The organism is Oerskovia enterophila (assembly GCF_044748475.1).
GTDB classification, from domain to species: domain Bacteria; phylum Actinomycetota; class Actinomycetes; order Actinomycetales; family Cellulomonadaceae; genus Oerskovia; species Oerskovia enterophila.
The window spans coordinates 447,566-468,718 of record NZ_JBIVFZ010000003.1; the positions used below are offsets into that span (position 1 = coordinate 447,566).

Annotated in this window: 15 protein-coding genes; 3 read left to right on the forward strand and 12 right to left on the reverse strand. The window is 73.6% G+C overall.

Going from position 1 to position 21,153, the window contains the following annotated elements; genetic code table 11:
- Positions 1–148 precede the first annotated feature (148 nt).
- The 7 genes from ACIPWA_RS11350 to ACIPWA_RS11380 form a co-directional block, all read right to left on the reverse strand.
- Positions 149–1,222 carry a DUF2189 domain-containing protein gene (locus tag ACIPWA_RS11350; RefSeq protein WP_400290212.1) on the reverse strand — a complete coding sequence of 358 codons (1,074 nt, stop codon included), beginning with the start codon at positions 1,220–1,222 and terminating at the stop codon, positions 149–151.
- Positions 1,223–1,457: 235 nt separating this feature from the next.
- A complete protein-coding gene (locus tag ACIPWA_RS11355) occupies positions 1,458–3,560 on the reverse strand; it encodes an acyltransferase family protein (protein WP_400290214.1) in 2,103 nt (700 codons plus the stop codon).
- A 2-nt stretch (positions 3,561–3,562) separates the two neighbouring features.
- Positions 3,563–4,972, reverse strand: coding sequence for a radical SAM family heme chaperone HemW (gene hemW / locus ACIPWA_RS11360; RefSeq protein WP_068626412.1), 1,410 nt, complete (start codon positions 4,970–4,972; stop codon positions 3,563–3,565).
- Positions 4,973–5,048: 76 nt separating this feature from the next.
- Positions 5,049–6,971 carry a translation elongation factor 4 gene (gene lepA, locus ACIPWA_RS11365; RefSeq protein WP_400290216.1) on the reverse strand — a complete coding sequence of 641 codons (1,923 nt, stop codon included), beginning with the start codon at positions 6,969–6,971 and terminating at the stop codon, positions 5,049–5,051.
- Between the two features lie 303 nt (positions 6,972–7,274).
- Complete coding sequence (locus ACIPWA_RS11370; RefSeq protein ID WP_400290219.1) at positions 7,275–8,144, reverse strand: transglutaminase family protein; 870 nt, start codon at positions 8,142–8,144, stop codon at positions 7,275–7,277.
- Complete coding sequence (locus ACIPWA_RS11375) at positions 8,141–9,070, reverse strand: alpha-E domain-containing protein (protein ID WP_068626416.1); 930 nt, start codon at positions 9,068–9,070, stop codon at positions 8,141–8,143. The genes ACIPWA_RS11370 and ACIPWA_RS11375 overlap by 4 nt, the downstream gene beginning before the upstream one ends.
- Positions 9,064–10,725, reverse strand: coding sequence for a circularly permuted type 2 ATP-grasp protein (locus tag ACIPWA_RS11380; RefSeq protein WP_083201479.1), 1,662 nt, complete (start codon positions 10,723–10,725; stop codon positions 9,064–9,066). The genes ACIPWA_RS11375 and ACIPWA_RS11380 overlap by 7 nt, the downstream gene beginning before the upstream one ends.
- A 205-nt stretch (positions 10,726–10,930) precedes the next feature.
- Here ACIPWA_RS11380 and ACIPWA_RS11385 point away from each other — a divergent pair, with 205 nt between their 5' ends.
- Positions 10,931–11,632: a type II toxin-antitoxin system PemK/MazF family toxin gene (locus ACIPWA_RS11385; RefSeq protein WP_400290223.1), complete on the forward strand. Its 702-nt coding sequence runs from the start codon at positions 10,931–10,933 to the stop codon at positions 11,630–11,632.
- 293 nt (positions 11,633–11,925) lie between these two features.
- Complete coding sequence (gene rpsT / locus ACIPWA_RS11390; RefSeq protein ID WP_056650751.1) at positions 11,926–12,186, forward strand: 30S ribosomal protein S20; 261 nt, start codon at positions 11,926–11,928, stop codon at positions 12,184–12,186.
- A 123-nt stretch (positions 12,187–12,309) separates the two neighbouring features.
- On the opposite strand, the gene ACIPWA_RS11395 is transcribed toward rpsT, so the two are convergent.
- The 5 genes from ACIPWA_RS11395 to ACIPWA_RS11415 form a co-directional block, all read right to left on the reverse strand.
- Complete coding sequence (locus ACIPWA_RS11395; protein ID WP_400290225.1) at positions 12,310–12,837, reverse strand: GNAT family N-acetyltransferase; 528 nt, start codon at positions 12,835–12,837, stop codon at positions 12,310–12,312.
- Positions 12,834–13,850: a DNA polymerase III subunit delta gene (gene holA / locus ACIPWA_RS11400; RefSeq protein ID WP_068708523.1), complete on the reverse strand. Its 1,017-nt coding sequence runs from the start codon at positions 13,848–13,850 to the stop codon at positions 12,834–12,836. The genes ACIPWA_RS11395 and holA overlap by 4 nt, the downstream gene beginning before the upstream one ends.
- A 126-nt stretch (positions 13,851–13,976) precedes the next feature.
- Positions 13,977–16,547 carry a ComEC/Rec2 family competence protein gene (locus ACIPWA_RS11405; RefSeq protein WP_400290227.1) on the reverse strand — a complete coding sequence of 857 codons (2,571 nt, stop codon included), beginning with the start codon at positions 16,545–16,547 and terminating at the stop codon, positions 13,977–13,979.
- A gap of 34 nt (positions 16,548–16,581) precedes the next feature.
- Positions 16,582–17,784, reverse strand: coding sequence for a ComEA family DNA-binding protein (locus ACIPWA_RS11410; protein ID WP_400290229.1), 1,203 nt, complete (start codon positions 17,782–17,784; stop codon positions 16,582–16,584).
- Positions 17,785–17,891: 107 nt separating this feature from the next.
- Positions 17,892–18,746 carry a DegV family protein gene (locus ACIPWA_RS11415; RefSeq protein ID WP_400290231.1) on the reverse strand — a complete coding sequence of 285 codons (855 nt, stop codon included), beginning with the start codon at positions 18,744–18,746 and terminating at the stop codon, positions 17,892–17,894.
- 105 nt (positions 18,747–18,851) lie between these two features.
- Between ACIPWA_RS11415 and ACIPWA_RS11420 the strand changes: the two genes are divergently transcribed.
- Positions 18,852–20,816, forward strand: coding sequence for a helicase HerA-like domain-containing protein (locus tag ACIPWA_RS11420; RefSeq protein WP_400290233.1), 1,965 nt, complete (start codon positions 18,852–18,854; stop codon positions 20,814–20,816).
- Positions 20,817–21,153 lie beyond the last annotated feature (337 nt).

Below are 21,153 nucleotides of genomic sequence, written 5' to 3' on the forward strand. Positions count from 1 at the left end.
GCTAGCCGGTCGCGATCGCCCGGGGCCACCCTGCCCGGGGGCTGGGCGCACCGGTCCCGCCCACGACCTCGCCCGACATGGCGCCGGGCCCCGGCGCCGCTCCACGAGAGCGGCACCGGGGCCCGGTGACCTTGGTCTGCTGTTCCGGTCAGACCGGCTGCTCGCCGATCAGACGGCGGTAGGCGTAGGCCACCGCGATGTAGGACAGCGGGAGCGTGACCAGCAGTCCGATCAGGCACACGAGGAAGCCCACGATGTTGATACCGAGGAGCGCGAGGAGCAGCAGGAAGACCGACCCGAAGTTCTTCGCGACGAGGGACCAGCTCGACTTGATCGCGGTGATCGCGTCCTGCTGCTTGTCGAGCGTGAAGTAGTAGACGAAGGCCGAGAAGATGCCGACCGCGATCCCGGGCAGGATGCACAGGAAGTAGCCGATGATCGACATCACCGCGACGAAGAACGCGGCCAGCAGGACGTTGCCCACGTTCGCGATCCGGAAGAAGGCAGCGACGTCGGGCTTGCGCCCCTGCGTCTCGTCGAGCGCCCCGCGCGAGTAGAACGCCGCGATCAGGTAGCTGATGATCACCCCGACGATCGTCAGCAGGATGCCGAGGAAGCTCAACCCGAACGACGCGAACATGCCGCTGTCACCGTAGTTGTCGGACGTGTAGTCGCCGAGTCGGTCGAACCCGCCGGAGAGCCAGCTGAAGAGCGTGTTGATCAGCAGGAAGATCAGCATCGCCAGGACCCACGGCCAGGGGTTCGCCCAGAACTTCTTCCAGCCGAAGCCGATCGCGTCACCGACCGCGAACGGCGCGGCGCCCGCGTAGGCGGGCTGCCCCGGAGGCGGGTACGCGCCACCGGGAGGTGGGTACCCACCCCCTGCCGGCGGGTAGCCGCCACCCGGGGGCGGATAGCCACCTCCGCCGGGAGGCGGAGCGACCGGAGGCTGACCTCCGGCTGGTGCGCCGTAGGGCGGTGCGGCCGGGGACGGGGTCGGTGCCCCGTAGGGGGGCGGGGCGACGGGCGGTGCTGTCGGGGGCGTGACCGGCGGTGCGGTCGGCGGCGTGGGCTGTGCGGGCGGGGTCACCGGAGGCGTGACGGGCTGCACGGGCTCGGAGGGAGGCGGCGCGGCGTCCGGGTCGGGCGTGCTCGCGTACGGGTTCTGCGGCGTGGGCTCGTTCTCTTCCGGCGGCGGCCCGCCTGCGGTGTTGTCGCTCATCGGGATCCCTCGGTCGTCGGGGTGCGGCAAGCCACACTGTGAACAGACTGTGACGATCGAACATTTCACAGATCGCTATCAACGATGACGCTTCGGGACGTTTCCCGCCACAGGAGCGCCGGGTGACGTCGAGGGCCAGGGGCGCCGGCACCTGTATGGCCGGGGGGTCCCGAACGCCCACCGCAGGTGACCGGTCCGGACAGCGCGGACCAGGGCCTCGCAGAGCGGAGGACGGTCAGCCGCGGAGCGCGACCGCCTGCGCGAGGCCGGCCGCGACCACGCTCGCGTAGAGCGCGGTCCCCTCCCCGGCCGGGTGCACGCCGTCGGGCCCCAGGAGCGTGGGCTGGGCCGCGATCGCCGCGCTCCAGTCCGCGACGACGACGTTGCCGAACCGCTGGGAGGCCCCGATCATCTCGGCGTTGGCGACAGGCACCCAGGACCTGTCGGCGTACCCCGTCACGAGCACCACGGTGTGGTCCGGTCCGATCGTCGCGAGGACCCGGTCCATCATCGCGGCGTCGACCGTGCTGTTCGTGCCCAGCGAGACCACGACGTAGGGCCGCAGGTTCCCGGCCGCCCGGACCGCGTCCACGAGCCCACCGGCGTCCTTCATCTGCCGGGAGACCGCGCCGTCGATGAGCACCCCGGGCAGTGCAGCCGCGAGCGCCGGTGCGCTCGCGAGGGTGACCGAGTCGCCGATGATCGTGACCTGGTCGCCCGGTGGGGGTCCTGGGACCGCGGCTGGCGCCGCGGGTTCCTGGACCGCCGGGTCCGGAGGCGCGGGCTCCGGGGCCGCTTCGGGGACCGGCGCCTCCTCGACCGCCGCTCCACCCGGCTGCTGCGTCCCCGCCGCCACCTCCTGCCCTGCGAGGATCTGCGACTCGACCGAGGAGACGGCCGGGGCCCGCACGAACCCCGCGACGGCCAGCCCCACGACGAGCACCGACGCCGCGAGCGTGACCCACCCGTGCACGGGCAGCGGGTTCCGCCCCGCGGCACCCCGCCGGGCCCACGCGACGACCGTGCGGACGTAGCCGCCGAGCCCTCGTCCCATGACCGGCCGTTCGACGAAGCGGTAGGACAGGGCCGCTGCGACTACGGTCACGGCCGTCGCGGTCAGAGCGACCCACGGACCGGGGGTCGCGTACAGGCCACCGCCGCCCGCGATCGCGGCGACCAGGACGAGCACGGGCCAGTGCCACAGGTAGAGCCCGTAGGAGCGGGCGCCGATCCAGCCTGCGGGGCCCTTGTCGAGCACCTGGCCCAGCCGAGGGGCGTGCAGGACGAGGTTGACGACCCCGGCGGTGGCCAGCGACACGACGAAGAGCCCGCCTCGGTAGGTCACCGCTGCGTCCCACGGCATCCGGAGCATCGCGAGCACCAGCACGACCGCGCCCACGATCCCCGCACCGAGCACGAACGCCGCGCCGCGCGTGGTCGACGTCCGCGGGGACTCGCGCACGAGCGTCGGGCGCCCGGTCCGCAGGTGCCAGAAGGCCAGGAACGCACCGATCATGAGCCCGAACAGGTGCGTGTCGGTGCCGAAGTAGACCCGGGTGGGGTCCGTACCCGGCACGTACAGCAGCGACATCGCGACGGCGGAGACCACCGCGAGAGCCCCTGCCAGGACCAGGGCCCGGCGCCGGGTGATCCGCAGCGCGAGCACCCCGAGGACCGCGAGCGGCCAGAGCAGGTAGAACTGCTCCTCGACCGCGAGCGACCACAGGTTGGCGAAGAGCTGCGGCGCGAGACCGCCCGAGTACGTGCTGCCCTGCGCGACGTAGACCCAGTTGCTCGTGAAGGTGGCCGCCCCGGCGACCTGCGCGCCGATCCCGACCAGGACGTCGCCGCCCACGAGCCCCGCGACCGCCGTGCTCGTGAGCACGACGAGCGCGAGCGCGGGGAGCAGTCGACGCGCCCTGCGGATCCAGAACCGGCTCAGCGAGAGCGTGCGCCGCTCCCGGAACTCGCGGACCAGGAGCGTCGTGATGAGGAAGCCCGAGAGCACGAAGAAGACGTCGACCCCGACGTACCCGCCCGGCAGCAGCTGCGGCGCGAAGTGGAAGAGCATGACCGAGACGACGGCCAGAGCCCTCAACCCGTCCAGGCCGGCGATCCGCCGGTAGCGGACCGTGGGACGGGCGGGGCGGGAGGGGCGCTCGGGCCTGCGCCCGGCAGGTACTTCACGGCCCGACGGCGGAGCGACGGCCCCGGTGGTCGGGTCCGCGAGCGATCCTGGACCCAGCAGCTCGGTCGGCTGCAGTCGTTGCCACACGTCGACGTGCTCGGTCGACGTCCTGGCCACCCCGGTCTGCACCGAGGCCGACTGTCCGACCATCGTCACCCGTCCGTCAGCTCCCGCACGACCGTGTCTGCCAGCAACCTCCCGCGCAGGGTCAGGACCCCGCGGCCGTGGATCGCCGCCCTGCCGTCGAGGAGGCCTGCCGCGACCATCCCGGCCACGTTGCGCCGGCCCACCTCGGTAAGGACGCTCAGGTCCAGTCCCTCTCGCAGCCGCACCCCCAGCATGACGCGTTCGAGGTGCGCCTCCTCGAGCGTCAGGAGCTCGCGTCCGGCGGCCGGGCTCTTGCCCGCCTCGAGCAGCGCCGCGTACCGCCGCGGGTGCTTCACGTTCCACCATCGCACGCCCTCACGGCCGCCCTGGACAGGCTCGCCCGACGCGTCCGACGAGTCGGTCGTCGACTCCGACGACGTGGTCAGCGTGCCGCTGACGTCCGTACGGTTCGCCGCGCCTCCGATGTACGAGTGGGCCCCTGGGCCGATGCCCCACCAGTCCTCACCACGCCAGTAGGCCAGGTTGTGCCGGCACGCGAAGGCGGGATCCGGGCCGACCGCCGCGCCGACCGCCGCGGCACCGGCGGCACCGGTGGACCGCCGCGCCCAGTTGCTCACCTCGTACCACTCGAGCCCGGCAGCGGTCAGCAGCTCGTCCGCGAGCTCGTACTTCTCGGCCTGGTCGTCCTCGCTCGGCAACGAGATCTCTCCACGGCGGACCTGGGCCGCCATCTTGGTCCCCTGCTCCACGACGAGCGCGTACGCCGAGACGTGGTCGACCCCGGTGGCCAGGGCCGCCTCGAGGCTCGTGCGCCAGTCGTCGAGCGTCTCGCCCGGCGTCCCGTAGATGAGGTCGAGCGACACCGCGAGCCCCGCCTCGCGGGCCCAACGCACCACGTCGGGGATGCGCCGGGGGTCGTGGGTCCGTTCGAGCGTCGCGAGCACGCGCGGCACCGCCGACTGCATCCCGAACGACACCCGTGTGAACCCCGACTCGGCGAGCTGCGCGAGCGACTCGGGGGTCACCGAGTCCGGGTTGGCCTCGGTCGTGACCTCGGCGCCCGGAGCCAGGCCCCACGCGTCGCGCACGCCCGCGAGCATCCGACCGAGGTCGCCGGCGGGGAGCAGCGTCGGCGTGCCACCGCCCACGAACACGGTCGAGACCGGACGCGACGCCAGGCCCGCCTGCTCCATGACGCGCGCCGCGAGCTCGATCTCCCGCAGGGCCGTGTCCGCGTACGAGGCCTGGCTCGCACCGCCGCCCAGCTCGGAGGCCGTGTAGGTGTTGAAGTCGCAGTACCCGCAGCGCACCGTGCAGAACGGCACGTGCAGGTACACCCCGAACGCGCGACCCGCGTGGTCGTCCGACCCGGCCCCGCCGGGACCGGGCCCCACCCACGCAGGGAGAGCGCCGTCGTCGGGCACGGGGATCCCGTCCGGGAGCGCCGGGCTCATGCCCGCACCCCGGACGCCGCAGAGCGCGCGGTCCCCGCGACAGCGAGGACCACGCGCTCACCAGGAGAGCAGCACATCACTTCTTGGACTTGTCCTTCGCGTCCTTGCCGCCGCTGCTGCCCGCGCCGTCGGAGGACAGCGCCGCGATGAACGCGTCCTTGGGGACCTCGACCGTACCGATCGTCTTCATGCGCTTCTTGCCCTCCTTCTGCTTCTCGAGCAGCTTGCGCTTGCGGCTGATGTCGCCGCCGTAGCACTTGGCGAGCACGTCCTTGCGGATCGCGCGGATGGTCTCGCGGGCGATCACGCGCGCGCCCACGGCGGCCTGGATGGGGACCTCGAACTGCTGGCGCGGGATGAGCTCCTTGAGCTTCTCCGTCATCATGACGCCGTACGAGTACGCCTTGTCCTTGTGAACGATCGCGCTGAACGCGTCGACCGTCTGGCCCTGGAGCAGGATGTCGACCTTCACCAGGTCCGCCGCCTGCTCGCCCGAGAGCTCGTAGTCGAGCGACGCGTAGCCGCGCGTCTTGGACTTGAGCTGGTCGAAGAAGTCGAACACGATCTCTGCGAGGGGCAGCGTGTACCGCAGCTCGACGCGGTCCTGCGAGAGGTGGTCCATGCCGCCCAGCACGCCACGCTTGCCCTGGCACAGCTCCATGACCGCACCGATGAACTCGGTGGGGCACAGGATCGTGGCCTTGACGATGGGCTCACGGATCTCGCCGATCTTGCCGCCCGGGAACTCGCTCGGGTTGGTGACCGTGACGACCGAGCGGTCCTCGAGGGTCACCTCGTAGACGACGTTCGGCGCGGTCGAGATGAGCTCGAGGTCGAACTCGCGCTCGAGGCGCTCGCGCACGATCTCGAGGTGCAGCAGGCCCAGGAAGCCCACGCGGAAGCCGAAGCCGAGCGCGACCGAGGTCTCGGGCTCGTAGTTGAGCGCCGCGTCGTTGAGCTTGAGCTTGTCCAGGGCGTCGCGCAGGACCGGGTAGTCCGAACCGTCGATCGGGTACAGGCCCGAGAACACCATGGGCTTGGGGTCGCTGTAACCACCGAGCGCGTCCTCCGCCGGCTTGCCCGCGTTGGTCACGGTGTCACCGACCTTGGACTGGCGCACGTCCTTGACGCCCGTGATGAGGTAGCCGACCTCGCCCACGCCGAGCCCCTTGGTGGGGTGAGGCTCGGGCGCGCTCACGCCGATCTCGAGGAGCTCGTGCGTCGCGCGCGTCGACATCATGACGATCTTCTCGCGCGGGTTCAGGCTGCCGTCGACCACACGGACGTAGGTCACGACACCGCGGTAGGTGTCGTAGACCGAGTCGAAGATCATGGCGCGCGCCGGGGCGTCGGCGTCCCCTTGAGGGGCCGGCACCTCCTGGACGATGCGGTCGAGCAGCTCGGTCACGCCCGTGCCCGTCTTGCCCGAGACCTTCAGGACCGTCGAGGGGTCGACGCCCACGAGACCAGCGATCTCCTCGGCGTACTTCTCGGGCTGCGCGGCCGGCAGGTCGATCTTGTTGAGCACGGGGATGATCGCGAGGTCGTTCTCCATCGCGAGGTAGAGGTTGGCGAGCGTCTGCGCCTCGATGCCCTGCGCGGCGTCCACGAGGAGCACAGCCCCCTCGCACGCGGCGAGCGAGCGCGAGACCTCGTACGTGAAGTCGACGTGCCCGGGCGTGTCGATCATGTTCAGGGCGTAGGGGACGAGCGGCGCCGACGTGTCGTCCGGGTCGTCACCCTCTCGCACGGCCCACGGCATGCGCACGGCCTGCGACTTGATCGTGATGCCGCGCTCGCGCTCGATGTCCATGCGGTCGAGGTACTGCGCACGCATGGCGCGCGCGTCGACGACGCCGGTCAGCTGCAGCATGCGGTCGGCCAGCGTGGACTTGCCGTGGTCGATGTGCGCGATGATGCAGAAGTTGCGCAGCAGCTCGGGCGGCGTCGCCGCGGGCTGGATGCGGGTGCTCAGCTGGGCGCTGGGGATCGGGGACAACGGGGGTGCGCTCCTGTGGTGGGTCAAGACGGGGCGGCGGACGGCGCCCGGACCTGCGGCTCGGTGCTCGACGACGGAGCGTGAGCCGCCGGGTTCTGCTCGGCAGGTCGCTGGTCGCCGCGCGCAGGGTCGGACAGCAACCATCATTGTCCCACGAGCCCGCACCCGGCCCGCACCCGGTGGCCCACGGCGGGCCGCGCGGGCCCGAGCCCGCCCGTGCGCAGGTCGGACCCCCGGCGCGCGACCCGGGGGCCCGGGCCGCGTCCCGGCCCGGCTCCCCCGGGCGGCCCGCGCCGCCAGGTGTCAGGCCGTGCGCGTGATCTCGACCGTGACCTCCAGGTCGCTCGCGGCCGCGCCGGCGTACACGCCCTTGAGCGGTGCCACGTCCTCGTACTCGCGTCCTCGCCCGAGCACCACGTGGTCGAGCCCCGCTCGGCGGCGGTTGGTCGGGTCGTAGCCGCGCCACGCGCCCGTCCACCACTCGATCCAGGCGTGCGACTCCCCCGTGACGGTCTCCCCGACCACCCCGTCCGTGACCGGGTACAGGTAGCCCGAGACGTAGCGGGCCGGGATGCCGACGCTCCGCAGCGCACCTGCGCACAGGTGCGCCATGTCCTGGCACACGCCCTTGCGCGCCAGCCACGCCTCGGCTGCGGGCGTGTGCGCCGTGGTCACCCCCGGGACGTAGTCGAGCCGGTCGCGCAGCGCGAGGCAGATCGCCTCGGCCGCCGACTCGGGGTCGAGCCCCGCGGCGACGTCGAGCGCGAGCGCCGCGACGTCGTCAGGCACCGCGGTGGTCGCACTGTCCGTGAGGTACGCCGCCTGGGCGTCCACGACGTCCTCCCCGCCGAGCTCCTCCCACGTGGCCTGCCCCCCGCCGCCCGGGGGTGGGGCGACCTCGACCGTCGCGGTCGCGACGATCGTCAGTCGGCGGTGGGGCTCGAGGACCTCGAACGCGGTCACCGTCGTGCCCCAGTAGTCGACGTACTCGTGCGACCACGTGGTCGGCTGGACCGCGACGGAGGCGTCGAGCACGTCCTGCGCCGGGCCCGCCGCGGGCGTCATGCGTGCCTCGTTGTACGACGCCGTCACGGGCGCCTCGTAGTCGAACGTCGTCGTGTGGACCACACGCAGGGTGCGCCTGCCGGCGTCCTCGATCGTCTCGGTGCTCACAGCGCCTCTCCTACCCATGTCGTGGCGGCAGCAGACGGGAAGTACCGCTGCTTGATCGCGTCGCTCGCGCGCGAGCAGGCGCGCTGGACGCGCTCCATCGCGGCGGGCAGGTCCTCGAGGACCTCCTCGAGCGGCGCGAACTCGAGGCTCGCACGGACGCTGCCGAGCTCGCGCCGCGCGTCGTCGCTGACCCCGTGCCGCCCCTCTGGCTCGAGCTCGCGCAGGCACGCCTCCGCGCTCTCGAGCGCGCACACGATCGAGCGCGGGAACAGGCGGTCGAGCAGCAGGAAACCCGCGGCCCGCTCGTCCGAGGCGATGCCGCGGTAGACCCGCAGGTACGACTCGTAGGCGCCGCACGAGCGCAGCAGGGTGGTCCACCCCGGCCCCGCGTGCCCCAGACGGGTCTGGGTCGTCACGAGCCGAGCCGTCATGTCCGCCCTCTCGATCGACCGGCCCAGGAGCATGAAGTGCCACGTCGCGTCCCGGCTCGTGGCCGAGTCCATGAGCCCCGCGACGATCGCCGCCCGCTCGCGCACCCACGAGAAGTAGTCGTGCGGACGGGCCAGGCGGATGCTGCCCGAGACCTGGTTGCGGGTCGTGTTGAGGCACTCCCAGAGCTCGGTCGAGATGATCTCGCGCGCACGCCGGGCGTTCTCGCGCGACGCGACGAGCGACCCCGCGATCGACGACGGGTTGAGCTGGTCGTGGGCCAGAACGCGCAGGACGTGGGCCCGGTCCACGAGCCCGGTGCCCGGCTCGACCGGGTGGTCCATGACCGTCAGGAGCGACCGGCAGGCCAGATCCTCCGCGGCCCACGGGTCCTCGCTGAGCATCTGGACGTGCACGTCGAGGATGCGGGCCGTGTCGTCCGCGCGCTCGACGTACCGACCGATCCAGAAGAGGGACTCCGCGATCCGGCTCAGCATGGTCGTTCCCCGTCCGTCGCCACGTGGCCCGGGGCCGGTGCGGCCTCGGGCTCGGGAGGGACCGCGCCCGGGCGGTCGCTCGCCTGCTGCTGCTGTTGCTGCTGGTGCCGGCTCCCCGCGCCCAGGGCCGCGTCCGCGGGGTTGGTCGCGATCGGGACGCCGACCGACGACGCCCCGGACGCCGCGAGCGCCACGGGCGCGACGTCGTCGACCACCTGCCGGGCCCCCTCGCCCAGGACCCACGTGTCCTTGGACCCTCCACCCTGGGAGCTGTTGACGACGAGCTGCCCCTCGGGCAGGGCCACGCGCGTGAGCCCGCCCGGCAGGACCCAGACGTCCGTGCCGTCGTTGACCGCGAACGGGCGCAGGTCCACGTGCCTGGGGCGGAAGCGCCCGTCGACGAAGGTCGGCGCGGTCGAGAGCTGCACCACCGGCTGCGCGACCCACCCGCGAGGGTCTGCCTGGAGCCGCCGACGCATGGCGTCGAGCTCGGCACGAGATGCCGCCGGACCCACGAGGATCCCCTTGCCCCCCGAGCCGTCGACGGGCTTGACGACCAGCTCGTCGAGGCGGTCGAGCACCTCCGCGAGCGCCTCGGGCTCCTGCAGGCGCCATGTGTCGACGTTCGGCAGCAACGGCTCCTCGGCCAGGTAGTAGCGGATGAGGTCCGGGACGTAGGTGTAGACCAGCTTGTCGTCCGCGACCCCGTTGCCCACGGCGTTGGCGAGCGTCACGGTGCCGAGCCGCGCGCACCCGAGCAGCCCCGGGACGCCCAGGATCGAGTCGGCACGGAACTGCACCGGGTCGAGGAAGGCGTCGTCGACCCGTCGGTAGATGACGTCGACGCGGCGGCGGCCCTTGGTGGTGCGCATGTAGACGCGCCCGCCCGCGCAGAACAGGTCGCGCCCCTCGACGAGCTCGACGCCCATGAGCCGGGCGAGCAGCGAGTGCTCGTAGTAGGCCGAGTTGAAGACGCCGGGGGTCAGGACGACGACCGTCGGGTCCGGGACGCCGTCGGGGGCCGCGGCGAGCAGCGCGGCCAGGAGCCGGCGCGGGTAGTCGATCACGCGACGGATGCGCAGGCTCGAGAACAGCTCGGGGAAGGTCTGCACCATGGCCTGCCGGTTGGAGATCACGTAGCTGACCCCGCTCGGGACCCGCACGTTGTCCTCGAGCACCCGGAAGTCGCCCGCCTCGTCGCGGATCAGGTCGATCCCCGAGACGTGCGCGCGCACCCCGTTGGGCGGCTCGATCCCGTACGCGGCCCGGTGGAAGTCGGCCGAGGACAGGATGAGCCGTTGCGGGACCACCCCGTCCCGGACGCAGCGCTGCGGGCCGTAGACGTCCGCGAGGAACGCCTCGAGCGCCCGGACCCGTTGGGCCACCCCCGCGGAGATCCGGTCCCACTCGTCGGCCTCGATGACCCGCGGGACCACGTCGAGCGGGAAAGGGCGCTCCTCGCCCGCGACGTCGAACGTCACGCCCTGCGCGAGGTAGGAGCGGGCCAGGGCCTCCGCCCGCGAGGAGACCTCGGCCGCGGTGAGGCGGGTCATGGTCGTGTGCACACGCTCGAACCGGGGACGCAGCCCGCCGTCCTCGTCGAGCATCTCGTCCCAGGCCCGTGAGCGGGGATAGTCGTCGAAGAGGTCTGCCATGACCGGGACCGTAGTCACGCGGTGTTCCCGTGGCGTGTCCCGCGTGTTACCGGTCGCGTCCGGGTGTGACGGGCGGTCGACGCAGGGGCTGGTCCCCGGCGGTTCGGCCACAGGTGCGGTGGCCGGTGCGTGCCGGGCGGCGGCTTGCCGACGGCCCGTGCAGGCCCGCTCGGGGCGCCGTGCCGGATACGGGTAGATTGCGGGCGTGGCTCAGAACAAGTGGATCTCCCTGCTCACGGACGCGGCCCGCGCGATCCTCGGCGCGCTCGGCGGCTCGTCGCGGTCGGGTGGCTCGGGCACGGGTCGTACGACCTCCGGCCCGACGACGCCGGGCACCCCGCGCGGTGTCGCTCCCCGACCCGGGTCCGGTGCGCCGTCGTCGGGCACGGCCCGCCCCAAGCCTGGACCGCGCACCACCGCGGGAGCCTCGCCAGGGGCCGCGAGCACGCGGCCTGCGGGCCGCAAGCCCGCCCCCGCCCAGACGCGCGGGCCCCAGCCCGGCGCGGGCACCTACCCCGGCGACTACACCGGCCGGGTGCGCGCCGAGTACGCGCCGCAGCTCGACGGCGACCCGGACCCCGGCGAGATCGTGTGGACCTGGGTCCCCTACGAGGAGGACTTCACCCAGGGCAAGGACCGTCCCGTGCTGCTCGTGGGGCGTGACGGCGGCTGGCTGCTCGCGATCATGCTCACGAGCAAGGACCACTCCCGCGACGCCGCGGACGAGGCCCGCTGGGGCCGGCACTGGCTCGACATCGGCTCCGGTCCCTGGGACGCTCAGGGGCGCGACTCCGAGGTGCGCCTCGACCGCGTGATCCGCGTCGACCCCGGCGCCGTGCGCCGCGAAGGGGCCGTCATGGGCCGCTCGACGTTCGACACGATCATCCGCGAGATGGGCAAGGTCTGAGGCTCCGTCCCGGCACGAGACCGTGCGGTCGGGGTCTGCTGGCCCCTGCGCAGGGCGCCGCACGGGGCGCGCGCGGGCGGCGTGAAGGGCGGCGCGGGCCGCACGAAGGGCGGCGTTCCAGCGTTCTGGCTGATCCTGCGGTCGGCTGGTAGTCTTGGTGGTCGCGTGTCCGCCCAGGTCGGCGGGCACAGTTCCAGCTCCTCTCCAAGGGTTCCCCACCCCCAGTCCCGGAGCTGGAATCGCCCTCTACGACCTATTCGATCGCTTCGGCGAACACACCAGAAAGTCCACACGTGGCTAACATCAAGTCTCAGATCAAGCGCATCAAGACGAACGAGAAGGCTCGTCTGCGCAACAAGGCTGTCAAGTCGGAGCTCCGGACGAACGTTCGCCGCGTTCGCGAGGCCGTCGCCGCCGGTGACAAGGAGGCCGCAACCAGCGCCCTCGTCGTCGCGTCGAAGAAGCTCGACAAGGCAGTCTCCAAGGGTGTCATTCACGAGAACCAGGCTGCTAACCGCAAGTCGGCACTCGCGAAGGCCGTCAACGCTCTCTGAGCCTGACACTCCCTTCCACGCGTGACCTTGTGCGCCCCTGATCCACCTCGGGCAGCACGGTGAACGTCGAGAGGCGCTGCTCCCTCCACGGAGCAGCGCCTCTCGTGTGTCCGGGGTTGGCTCTCAGGCTTCCTGAGGCATCCCGTCCAGCCCGGCCCGCAGCAGCACGCCGCTGCCTCCCGTGAACTGGATCGTGTGGAACGACGTGGCGCGCGCCACCTCGTGGAACCCCCACCGGCGGTGGAGCGCGATCGACGCGGCGTTCGTCGCGTTCACGACGTAGCAGACGAACGAGGCGCGACCCGAGACCCAGTCCATGCGTGCCTGGGTCAACGCGGCCCCGACGCCCCGACGGCGGGCCTCCGGGTCGACCGTGATCCCGCGCAGGTAGTGGCCGACCGGAGCGGGGCCGCCGGCGTACTGCCACCAGTGCGTCTTCGCCCACCCCGCCACGGCATCGTCAATCGTCGCGACGACCACGAACCGTCCCGGGTCGGCCATGGCGAGGCGCACCTGGTCGAGGTTTGCGCCGCGCGCCGCGCGGCGTTCGATTCCCGCGATGCTCGCGAGGTCGTCCTCCCCGGCCGGCCTGACCCGGATCGAGCTGCGGCCCGGGGTATCGCCGCCGGCGATGCTCCGGGGCCGGGTCACCGACCGGTGCCGTGCGCTCCCGCGATCACCAGGACCGCGCGCTCGACCGCGAACACCGGGTCGCGTCCGCCGCCCTTGACCTCGGCGTCGGCCTGGGCGACCGCCGTGATCGCCGCCGCGAGGCCTTCAGGGGTCCAGCTCGAGAGGTCTTTGCGGGCCCGGTCGATCTGCCACGGCGCCAGGCCCAGGTCCTTGGCCGACGCCCCTCCCCGCCCGCGCATGGCCGCGACCTTGGCGAGCGTGCGCAGCTTCATCGCGAGCACCGCGACGAGCGGCACCGGGTCCGCGCCGGTCGCCAGCGCGTGGCGCAGCAGGGACACGGCCTCACCAGCCTTGCCCGCCACGGCCGCGTCGGCCACGCGGAAACCGCTCGCCTCAACGCGACCGCCGTAGTACTTGTCGACCGTCGCGGCGCCGATGGTGCCGGTCGTGTCCGCCACGAGCTGGGCGCACGCGCTCGCGAGCTCGCGCAGGTCGTTCCCGAGCGCCTCGACGAGGGCCTTGACGGCCGCTGCGTCGGCACGGCGACCCGCCGCCTTGAACTCGGCTGCGACGAACGAGAGCTTGTCGGCGTCCTTCTTGATGGCCTCGCACGCCACGACCGGCGCGCCGCTCGCCCGGATCGCGTCGAGCATCTTCTTGCCTCGGACGCCGCCGCCGTGCACGATCACGACGGTCGTCTCCGGGTCCGGCGAGGCGACGTAGTCCACCACGTCGGGGATGAGCGCGTCGGCCGCGGCCTCGGCGCCCCGCACGACCACGAACTTGGGCTCACCGAAGAGGGACGGGCTCGCGGCGACCGTCAGCATGCCCGACTGATACGTCACCGCCTCGATCTCTGTCTTCTCCGCCTCCGCATCGCGGGCCCGTGCGAGCTCGAGCAACGAGTCGACGGCACGCTCCGCGAGCAGACCCTCCGGCCCCTGCACCAGCACCACAGGGGCGAGCTCGACCGCGTTCCAGGGGAGCGTCGCGGACGGGCGGGCAGAGGTGCGGGAGGGAGCGGGAGCCATGGGCACAACGATCCCACGGGCCACCCACCGAGGGCACATCGCCGACGCCTGGCGGGGCACGACTCACCAGCGCGCGGCGCCTGGGGGCGGGCCCTCAGCAGCCGACGCCCGGCTCGTCCGTCGCCGTCACCCGTCCTCGCACCCCGCGACCGCGAGCGCCCCGTCGCGCACGACGAGCGCGAAGGTCCCGCATCGGTCCGTGCGGAGGACTGCGGCTCCCACGCCCGCGTAGAGGTCGAGGGCCTCCTGAGTAGGGTGCCCGTACGTGTTCTCACCCGAGCTGACGATCGCGACCGCCGGGCTCAGCGTCGCGGCAAGGCGTGCGGACTGGACGCGCGAGCCGTGGTGCGCGACCTTGACGACGTCGACCGACGGGACGCCCGCGCGGGCTCGCAGCGTCCGGTCGAGCGTCTCCTGTCCCCCAGCCTCCAGGTCGCCGAGCGCCACGAGCGTGAGCCGCGGGGTCACGACACGCAGCGCGATGCTCGCGTCGTTGGCTCCCCCGTCGGCCTCGGCGAGACGGGGACGTCCGTCTCCGGAGGCGCCGGGACCGGGCGTGGAGCCCGCCTGCAGCACCTCCCACGACACGTCGCCGAGCGTGCCGCCCGCACCGGGTTCGGCCACCTCCACGGGAACACCTCGGTCGGCGAGGTCGTCGAGCACCCACTCAGCCTGCTCTGCGGGGTCACCGAGCCCGGTCACGAGCGCTCGTCCCACCTGGCGCCCGTCGAGCACCGCGCCGAGCCCCCCGACGTGGTCGGCATGGAAGTGGGTCAGGACGAGCAGGTCGAGGCGCTCGATCCCCAGGTCGTCGAGGCACCGCCCTGCGGCGTCTCCCGCCGGACCGACGTCGATCATGAGTCCGCGCCCGTCGCCGGTCCGGACCACGAGCCCGTCCCCCTGGCCGACGTCGCACGCGGCCACGGCCCAGTCCGCCGGGACGTCCCGGCCGGCCGGTGCGATCCAGCGGGGCCACGCGATCACCACGCACCCGACCGCTCCCACGGCGACCACGGCCCACGCCGCGACGAGGCGCAGGGTCGCGCGCCGCCGTCGGGCAGCCAACGCCTCCCGGACGCCCGCGCGCACCGCCGTGCGCCACGTGTGCGGCCAGCCGCTCCCCCGGCTCCACGGGACCCGCACGCCCAGCAGGCCCGCCACACGCCGCCAGCACCACACCAGGACCAGCGCCGCGAGGGTCAGCAGGGCGAGCGCCACCGCTCCCAGCGCACTACCCGGCCACGGCACGCGCGCCCCGGGCAGCCCGGTGAAGAACCGGGCGACCGCCGCGATCCACCAGGACGCGAGGCCCGCGGGCCACGCGAGCACGACCCCTCCCAGCGGGAACCAGGGGGCCACGAGCGTGGCGAGCACCCCGAGCACCGTCGCGGGCACGAGCGCGGGCGCCGCGACCAGGTTCGCCGGTACGGCGTACGTCGCGATCGACGGGTCGAGCAGGACCAGGACCGGCGCGCACGCGAGCTGGGCCGTGAGCGGGACCGCGAGCGCGAACGCGGGCCCCTTGCCGATCCACGGCGCGAGACGTCGTGCCACGGGCTGGGTGCCCAGCACGAGGGCGGCGGTCGCGACGCTCGACAGCACGAACCCGTACGAGCGCGCGAGCCACGGGTCGAGCACGAGCAGCACGACGACGACGGCCGCGAGCGCGGGCACAGCGCGCGAGGGACGCCCCAGCCCGATCCCGACCAGCCCGACCACCCCCATGGCCGCGGCACGCAGCACGCTCGGGTCGGGATGGACGAGCAGCACGAACCCCGCCATGACCGCGCCAGTGACCCCGATGCGCACACCGCGCGGCGCCCGGGCCAGCGCGCACAGCGCCGTCACGGTCGCCATGACGATCGCGAAGTGGCCGCCCGAGACCGCGGTGACGTGCGTCAGGCCGGTCGTCCTGAGGGCCGCGTCGAGCTCGTCGTCGATGCGCGAGGTGTCGCCGACCGCGACGCCCGGGAGCAGCGCACGGGCGTCGGCGGGCAGACCGTCCGAGGCCGTCAGCAGGTCCGCGCGGAGCACGCCCACGACGCCCAGCGCCCGGGAGGGCGGCGCGGTCACGACCGGCGGCCCGCTCGCGACGAGGGTGGCCACCGTCCGGTCGCCGGGGCCGGCAGGCAGGAGCCGGCCCGACGCGCGGACCTCGGCCCCGTAGTCGGCCTCGCCCCAGGCGAGGTCGCCCAGCACCCCGATCCGGCCCCCACCCGGCGCGACGACACCTCTCCCCTCGACCGTGGTCAGGTCCAGGGCCGTGCGGACGCTGTCCGACGCGCCCGACCACGGGTTCACGACCACGACGGGCTCCTTGACGACCCGTCCCACGACCTCGACCGTCGCCCCCTGGCCCGCGAGGTCCGCGGCTCCCCCACGCTCCCGCGCGACGAGGTCGGCCGTCCCGCCCAGCAGGACCGCGAGCGCGCACGCCGTCACGAGGACGCACTGACCGAGCCCACGGGGTGGGCGGGCCCGCCGCACGAGCAGCAGCACGCCCATCAGCGCGAGCAGTCCGGCTGCTGCCGCCGCTCCCACGAGGGCCGTCCTGGGCCCTGCCGCGGTGAGCCACCACGCGACTCCCCAGGCCACGAGCGCACCCGGGACCAGCCGCAGGTCGGTGGCCGAGACCTGGCGCGGCGTGGGCACCGGGGCCACGCCCGGAGCGGGGATCGTCGGGGCGCTCGCGGACACAGGGGCGCCTCTGGCCGGGGATCGGTTCCCCACCTCAGACCCGTACCTGGTCGCGCAGCCTCGCGAGCAGCGCGTCGCCGATCCCGCTCACCTCCCCGAGCTCCTCGACGCTCGTGAACCTCCCGTTGGCCTCGCGCCACTCGACGATCCGGGCCGCTAGCACGGGCCCGATCCCCGACAGGGCGTCGAGCGCGGTCTGGTCCGCCGAGTTGAGGTCGACGGGTCCGGCCTCGCTGCCCGGCGCGGTCGCGGGACCGGGCGCCGCAGCGACGACCTCCCCCGGGCGGGGCACGACGATCTGCTCGCCGTCGACGACCTCGCGCGCCAGGTTGACTCCCGCGAGGTCCGCCTCAGCCGTGGCGTCCCCTGCGGCGGCGAGCGCGTCGGCCACGCGTGACCCCTCGGGCACGGTCACGAGCCCGGGAGCACCCACCGCGCCGACCACGTGCACGACGACGTCGCTCGCCCCGGCCGCACCGGTCGCCCCGACGTCGCTCGCCCCGGTCGCACCCGGCCCGGTCGAAGCCCCGTCGTCCGAGGCCCTGGTCTCGCTCGACGCCTGCCCGCCCGGCCCGGCGCCGCCCTCGGAGGCGGCCGCTGGGTCGGCGAGCGTCGCCACAGGGCGCAGGTCGCCATCTCCCCGAAGGGTCCACGCGCCGACACCGACCGCGAGCAGCAGGACCGTGACCGCCGCCACCACGGCCGTCCGCGCGGCCACGGACCAGCGGCGGGGACCGCCGTCGGGCACGTGCTCGAATCCCGCGTGCGACGTCGGGTGGCCGTTCGCCGCGGTGTACGCGGCGGCGACCGCGTCGAGCGCGCCGCGTGTCCCGGCGGGGCCGTCCTGCACGCTCGACGGCTGCGGTCCCCCGTCGTCCAACCCTCGACGTGAGGTCGAGCGTAAGGGGCCGCGTCCCTCCTCACCGGGCCCTCGACCGTCGGTCGAGGGTTCGGTCGCCACGCCCGCCGAGACGCTCCACCACGCCGGTTCCGGCCCGGGGTCCTGCCGCTCCTCCGGCCTCAGGTCCGGGTCGAGAGTCACGGACGAGAAGCTGTCCGCAGGCTCGGCCCCCCGCACCGACGGGGCCGACGCACCCCGGACGGCCGCGGGCCCGGGTGCCGCACCCGGGACGCTCCGCAGCCTTCGCAGCCGGGCCGCGCCGTCCTCGCCCGGCGGCTCGGCGAGCGGGTCAGCAGGCGTCGTGTCGTGCGGGCGGCGCACGCGGGAGAAGGTCACCCCGGCACGCTAGGCGCGTCCGCTCACGCCTCGCGGGGCATCAGGGATCCCCTGTGGAGGAGGGGCCTTCGAACCCGCCTGTGCACGGCCAGACACCGCCCAGAGCCTCAGGTCGCGCGGTCGGCCACGACGATCGCCAGGACTCCCGGCCCCGCGTGCACGCCCACGACCGCGCTCACAGGAGTCACCGCAGCCCGCACCCCGGTTGCGTCGAGCAGCCGCTCGGCGACCTCGGTCGCCGCGGCGTCGTCCCCCAGGAAGTGGACCGCGAGCTCGGGCTCGGCGCGCCGCTCGACCGACTCGACGGCGACGTGCACGAGCCGCTCGACCGCCGCAGCCCGGGTCCGGACCTTCTGGATCACCTCGATCCGACCGTCGCGCACCGCGAGGAGCGGGCGCACGCCCAGCACCGTGCCGAGCGCAGCCGCCGCGGCCCCCAGGCGTCCGCCGCGCCGCAGGTGCTCGAGCGAGTCGACCATGAAGATCGCGCGGCTCGAGTCGGCGACCCCGATCGCCCTCCGGGCCACCTCGTCGATCGTCGCACCGGCCGCCGCGGAGTCGGCCGCGGCCAGCGCCGCGAAACCCAGGCCCATGGCCACGGTCCGGGAGTCCACGACGCGCACCGGGATCGGAGACCGCGTCGCCGCGAGGGCCGCCGCGTGCACGGTGCCCGACAGGTCTCCCGAGAGGTGGATCGAGACGACCGAGCGCGCCCCCGCACGGGCCGCCGCCTCGTAGGCCTGCACCAGGGCGTGCGGCGTCGGCTGGGAGGTCGTGACGCGCTGGCCCGAGCCGATCCTGGCGGCGACGTCGTCGGGTGACACGTCGACGCCCTCGAGGAACGTCTCGTCACCGACCAGCACCTGCAGCGGCACCACGGACAGGGACGGGCGGTCACCCGGGGGAAGGGAGGCGGTCGAGTCCGTGACGACGTGGACGGCCGGAGGCTTGGCAGGACTCATCTTCGGGAGATCCTACGTGGCGTGCCCCTGCGGTCGCACGCGGTCGGCCCGCGAGGGCGTGCGTGCGCCGCGCGCTCACCCCGGCGCCGCCCTAGGATCCGAGACATGCCCGACGACGCAGCCCCCTCCCCCGCAGAGCTCGCCGCCCTGAAGGCCGCCGCCGCACAGGCAGCCGCCGAGGCGGCCGAGGCGAAGGCAGCCGCGGCCCAGGCCGCGCTCGAGGCGGCGCAGGCCGCTGCAGCCTCGTCGGCCCCGGGCGCGCCGGCCGGTGGCGCACCGTCGGGACCCGCCGTCCCGGCCAGGTCCGAGGCCACCGCCGAGGCGAGCGCCGTAGCCGCGGACGCTCCGCCGTCGGGCAGCGACGAAGCCGGCCCCGCTCCGACGGACGCCGCTCCTCCCGCGGACGCTCCGCCGTCGGGCACCTCCCCCGGGCCGCTCGAGGGGTACCCCGCCGAGGTCGCCGCGGGCTACGCCACCAAGGGAGGGACGCTCGCGCTCGGCGCGCTGCTCGAAGCGCCCGACCGGACCCCCGGCGACCCCGTCCCACGCGCCGACGTCCAGGTCGGGTTCGCGCTCGCGATGCTCAACCGGCACGGGCTCGTCGCCGGGGCCACCGGCACGGGCAAGACCAAGACGCTGCAGGGCATGACCGAAGGACTCTCCGACGCCGGGGTGCCGACGTTCGTCGCCGACATCAAGGGCGACCTGTCCGGGCTCGCGGTGCCGGGCGCGAGCGGCGAGAAGATCCTCGAGCGGACCGCGAGCATCGGGCAGGACTGGAAGCCGACCACCTATCCGGTCGAGTTCTACTCGCTCGGCGGGCTCGGCAAGGGCATCCCGATCCGGACGACCGTGAGCGACTTCGGGCCCCTGCTGCTGTCCAAGGTGCTCGGGCTCAACGACACGCAGGAGTCGAGCCTGGGCCTGATCTTCCACTGGGCCGACACGCAGGGCCTCGCGCTGCTCGACCTCAAGGACCTGCAGTCGACCATCGCGTACCTCACCTCGGACGACGGCAAGGCCGAGCTCAAGGGCATCGGCGGGCTGTCCGCGGCCACGGCCGGGGTCATCCTGCGCGAGATCGTGACGCTGCAGGCACAGGGGGCGGACGTGTTCTTCGGCGAGCCCGCGTTCGACACGACCGAGCTCCTGCGCGTCGCGTCCGACGGCCGCGGCACCGTCTCGGCGCTCGAGCTGCCCGCCGTCCAGGACCGGCCCGCGCTCTTCTCGACGTTCCTCATGTGGCTGCTCGCGGACCTGTACCAGGACCTGCCCGAGGTCGGCGACCTCGACAAGCCCAAGCTCGTGTTCTTCTTCGACGAGGCGCACCTGCTCTTCACAGGCGCGTCCAAGGAGTTCCTCCAGCAGGTCGTGCAGACCGTGCGTCTCATCCGTTCCAAGGGCGTGGGCGTGTTCTTCGTGACGCAGAGCCCCAAGGACGTGCCCGCCGACGTCCTGGCCCAGCTCGGCAACCGGGTCCAGCACGCGCTGCGCGCCTTCACGCCCGACGACGCCGCGGCCGTGCGGACGTTCCCCACGTCCCCGTACGACCTGGAACAGCTGCTCCAGTCGCTCGGGACCGGCGAGGCCGTGGTCACGGTGCTGACCGAGAAGGGCGCCCCCACGCCGGTCGCCTGGACCCGGGTCCGGGCGCCCCAGTCGTCCATGGAGCCGGCGCCCGAGACCGTGATCGACGGGATCGTGGCGGGGTCGCCGCTCGCCGCGCGGTACGCCGTGGCGGTCGACAACGAGTCGGCGTACGAGCTGCTCACCGCGCGCATCGCCGCGCAGCACGCCGCGGCCGAGCAGGCGGAGCTCGCCGAGCAGCTCGCCAAGGAGCAGGAGGCCGCCCAGAAGGAGGCCGACAAGGCGGCCAAGAAGCAGGCCGACGAGCTCGAGAAGATGCGCGCCAAGCTCGAACGGGACGCGGCGCGCGCCGGGAGCGGGACGCGGACGAGCACGGCCCGGAAGTCGACCGCGTCGTCGGGGCTCGACAAGTTCCTGGGGTCGATGGCGACGCAGCTCGGCCGGGAGATCACGCGGACGGTGTTCGGGACGCGGCGGCGGTGAGCGCCGGGCTGTCCGGTTGAGTGCGGAGTAGTTGTCGTCGGTCTGCCCAATCGGCAACATCTACTCCGCACTCAGCGACGTGGTTGTCCACAGATTCCTCGGCAGCGCTCCGCGACCGCCTCCATGTCAGCAGCATCGTGTCCGTGGATACTGACGCGTTCCGAACCTCCGACGCCCTTGCCGCGGGCGTGAGCCCTGGTGTTCTCCGTGGCCCGCGCTTCACCACGCCGACCCGCGGGGTCCGCTTGACCGATGCGGCGCCCGACCTGACCAGAGCCTGTCGTGCCCTGTCGCTCGTCCTGTGCCCCGCCACGGCTCTGCACCTGCTAGGGGTCGA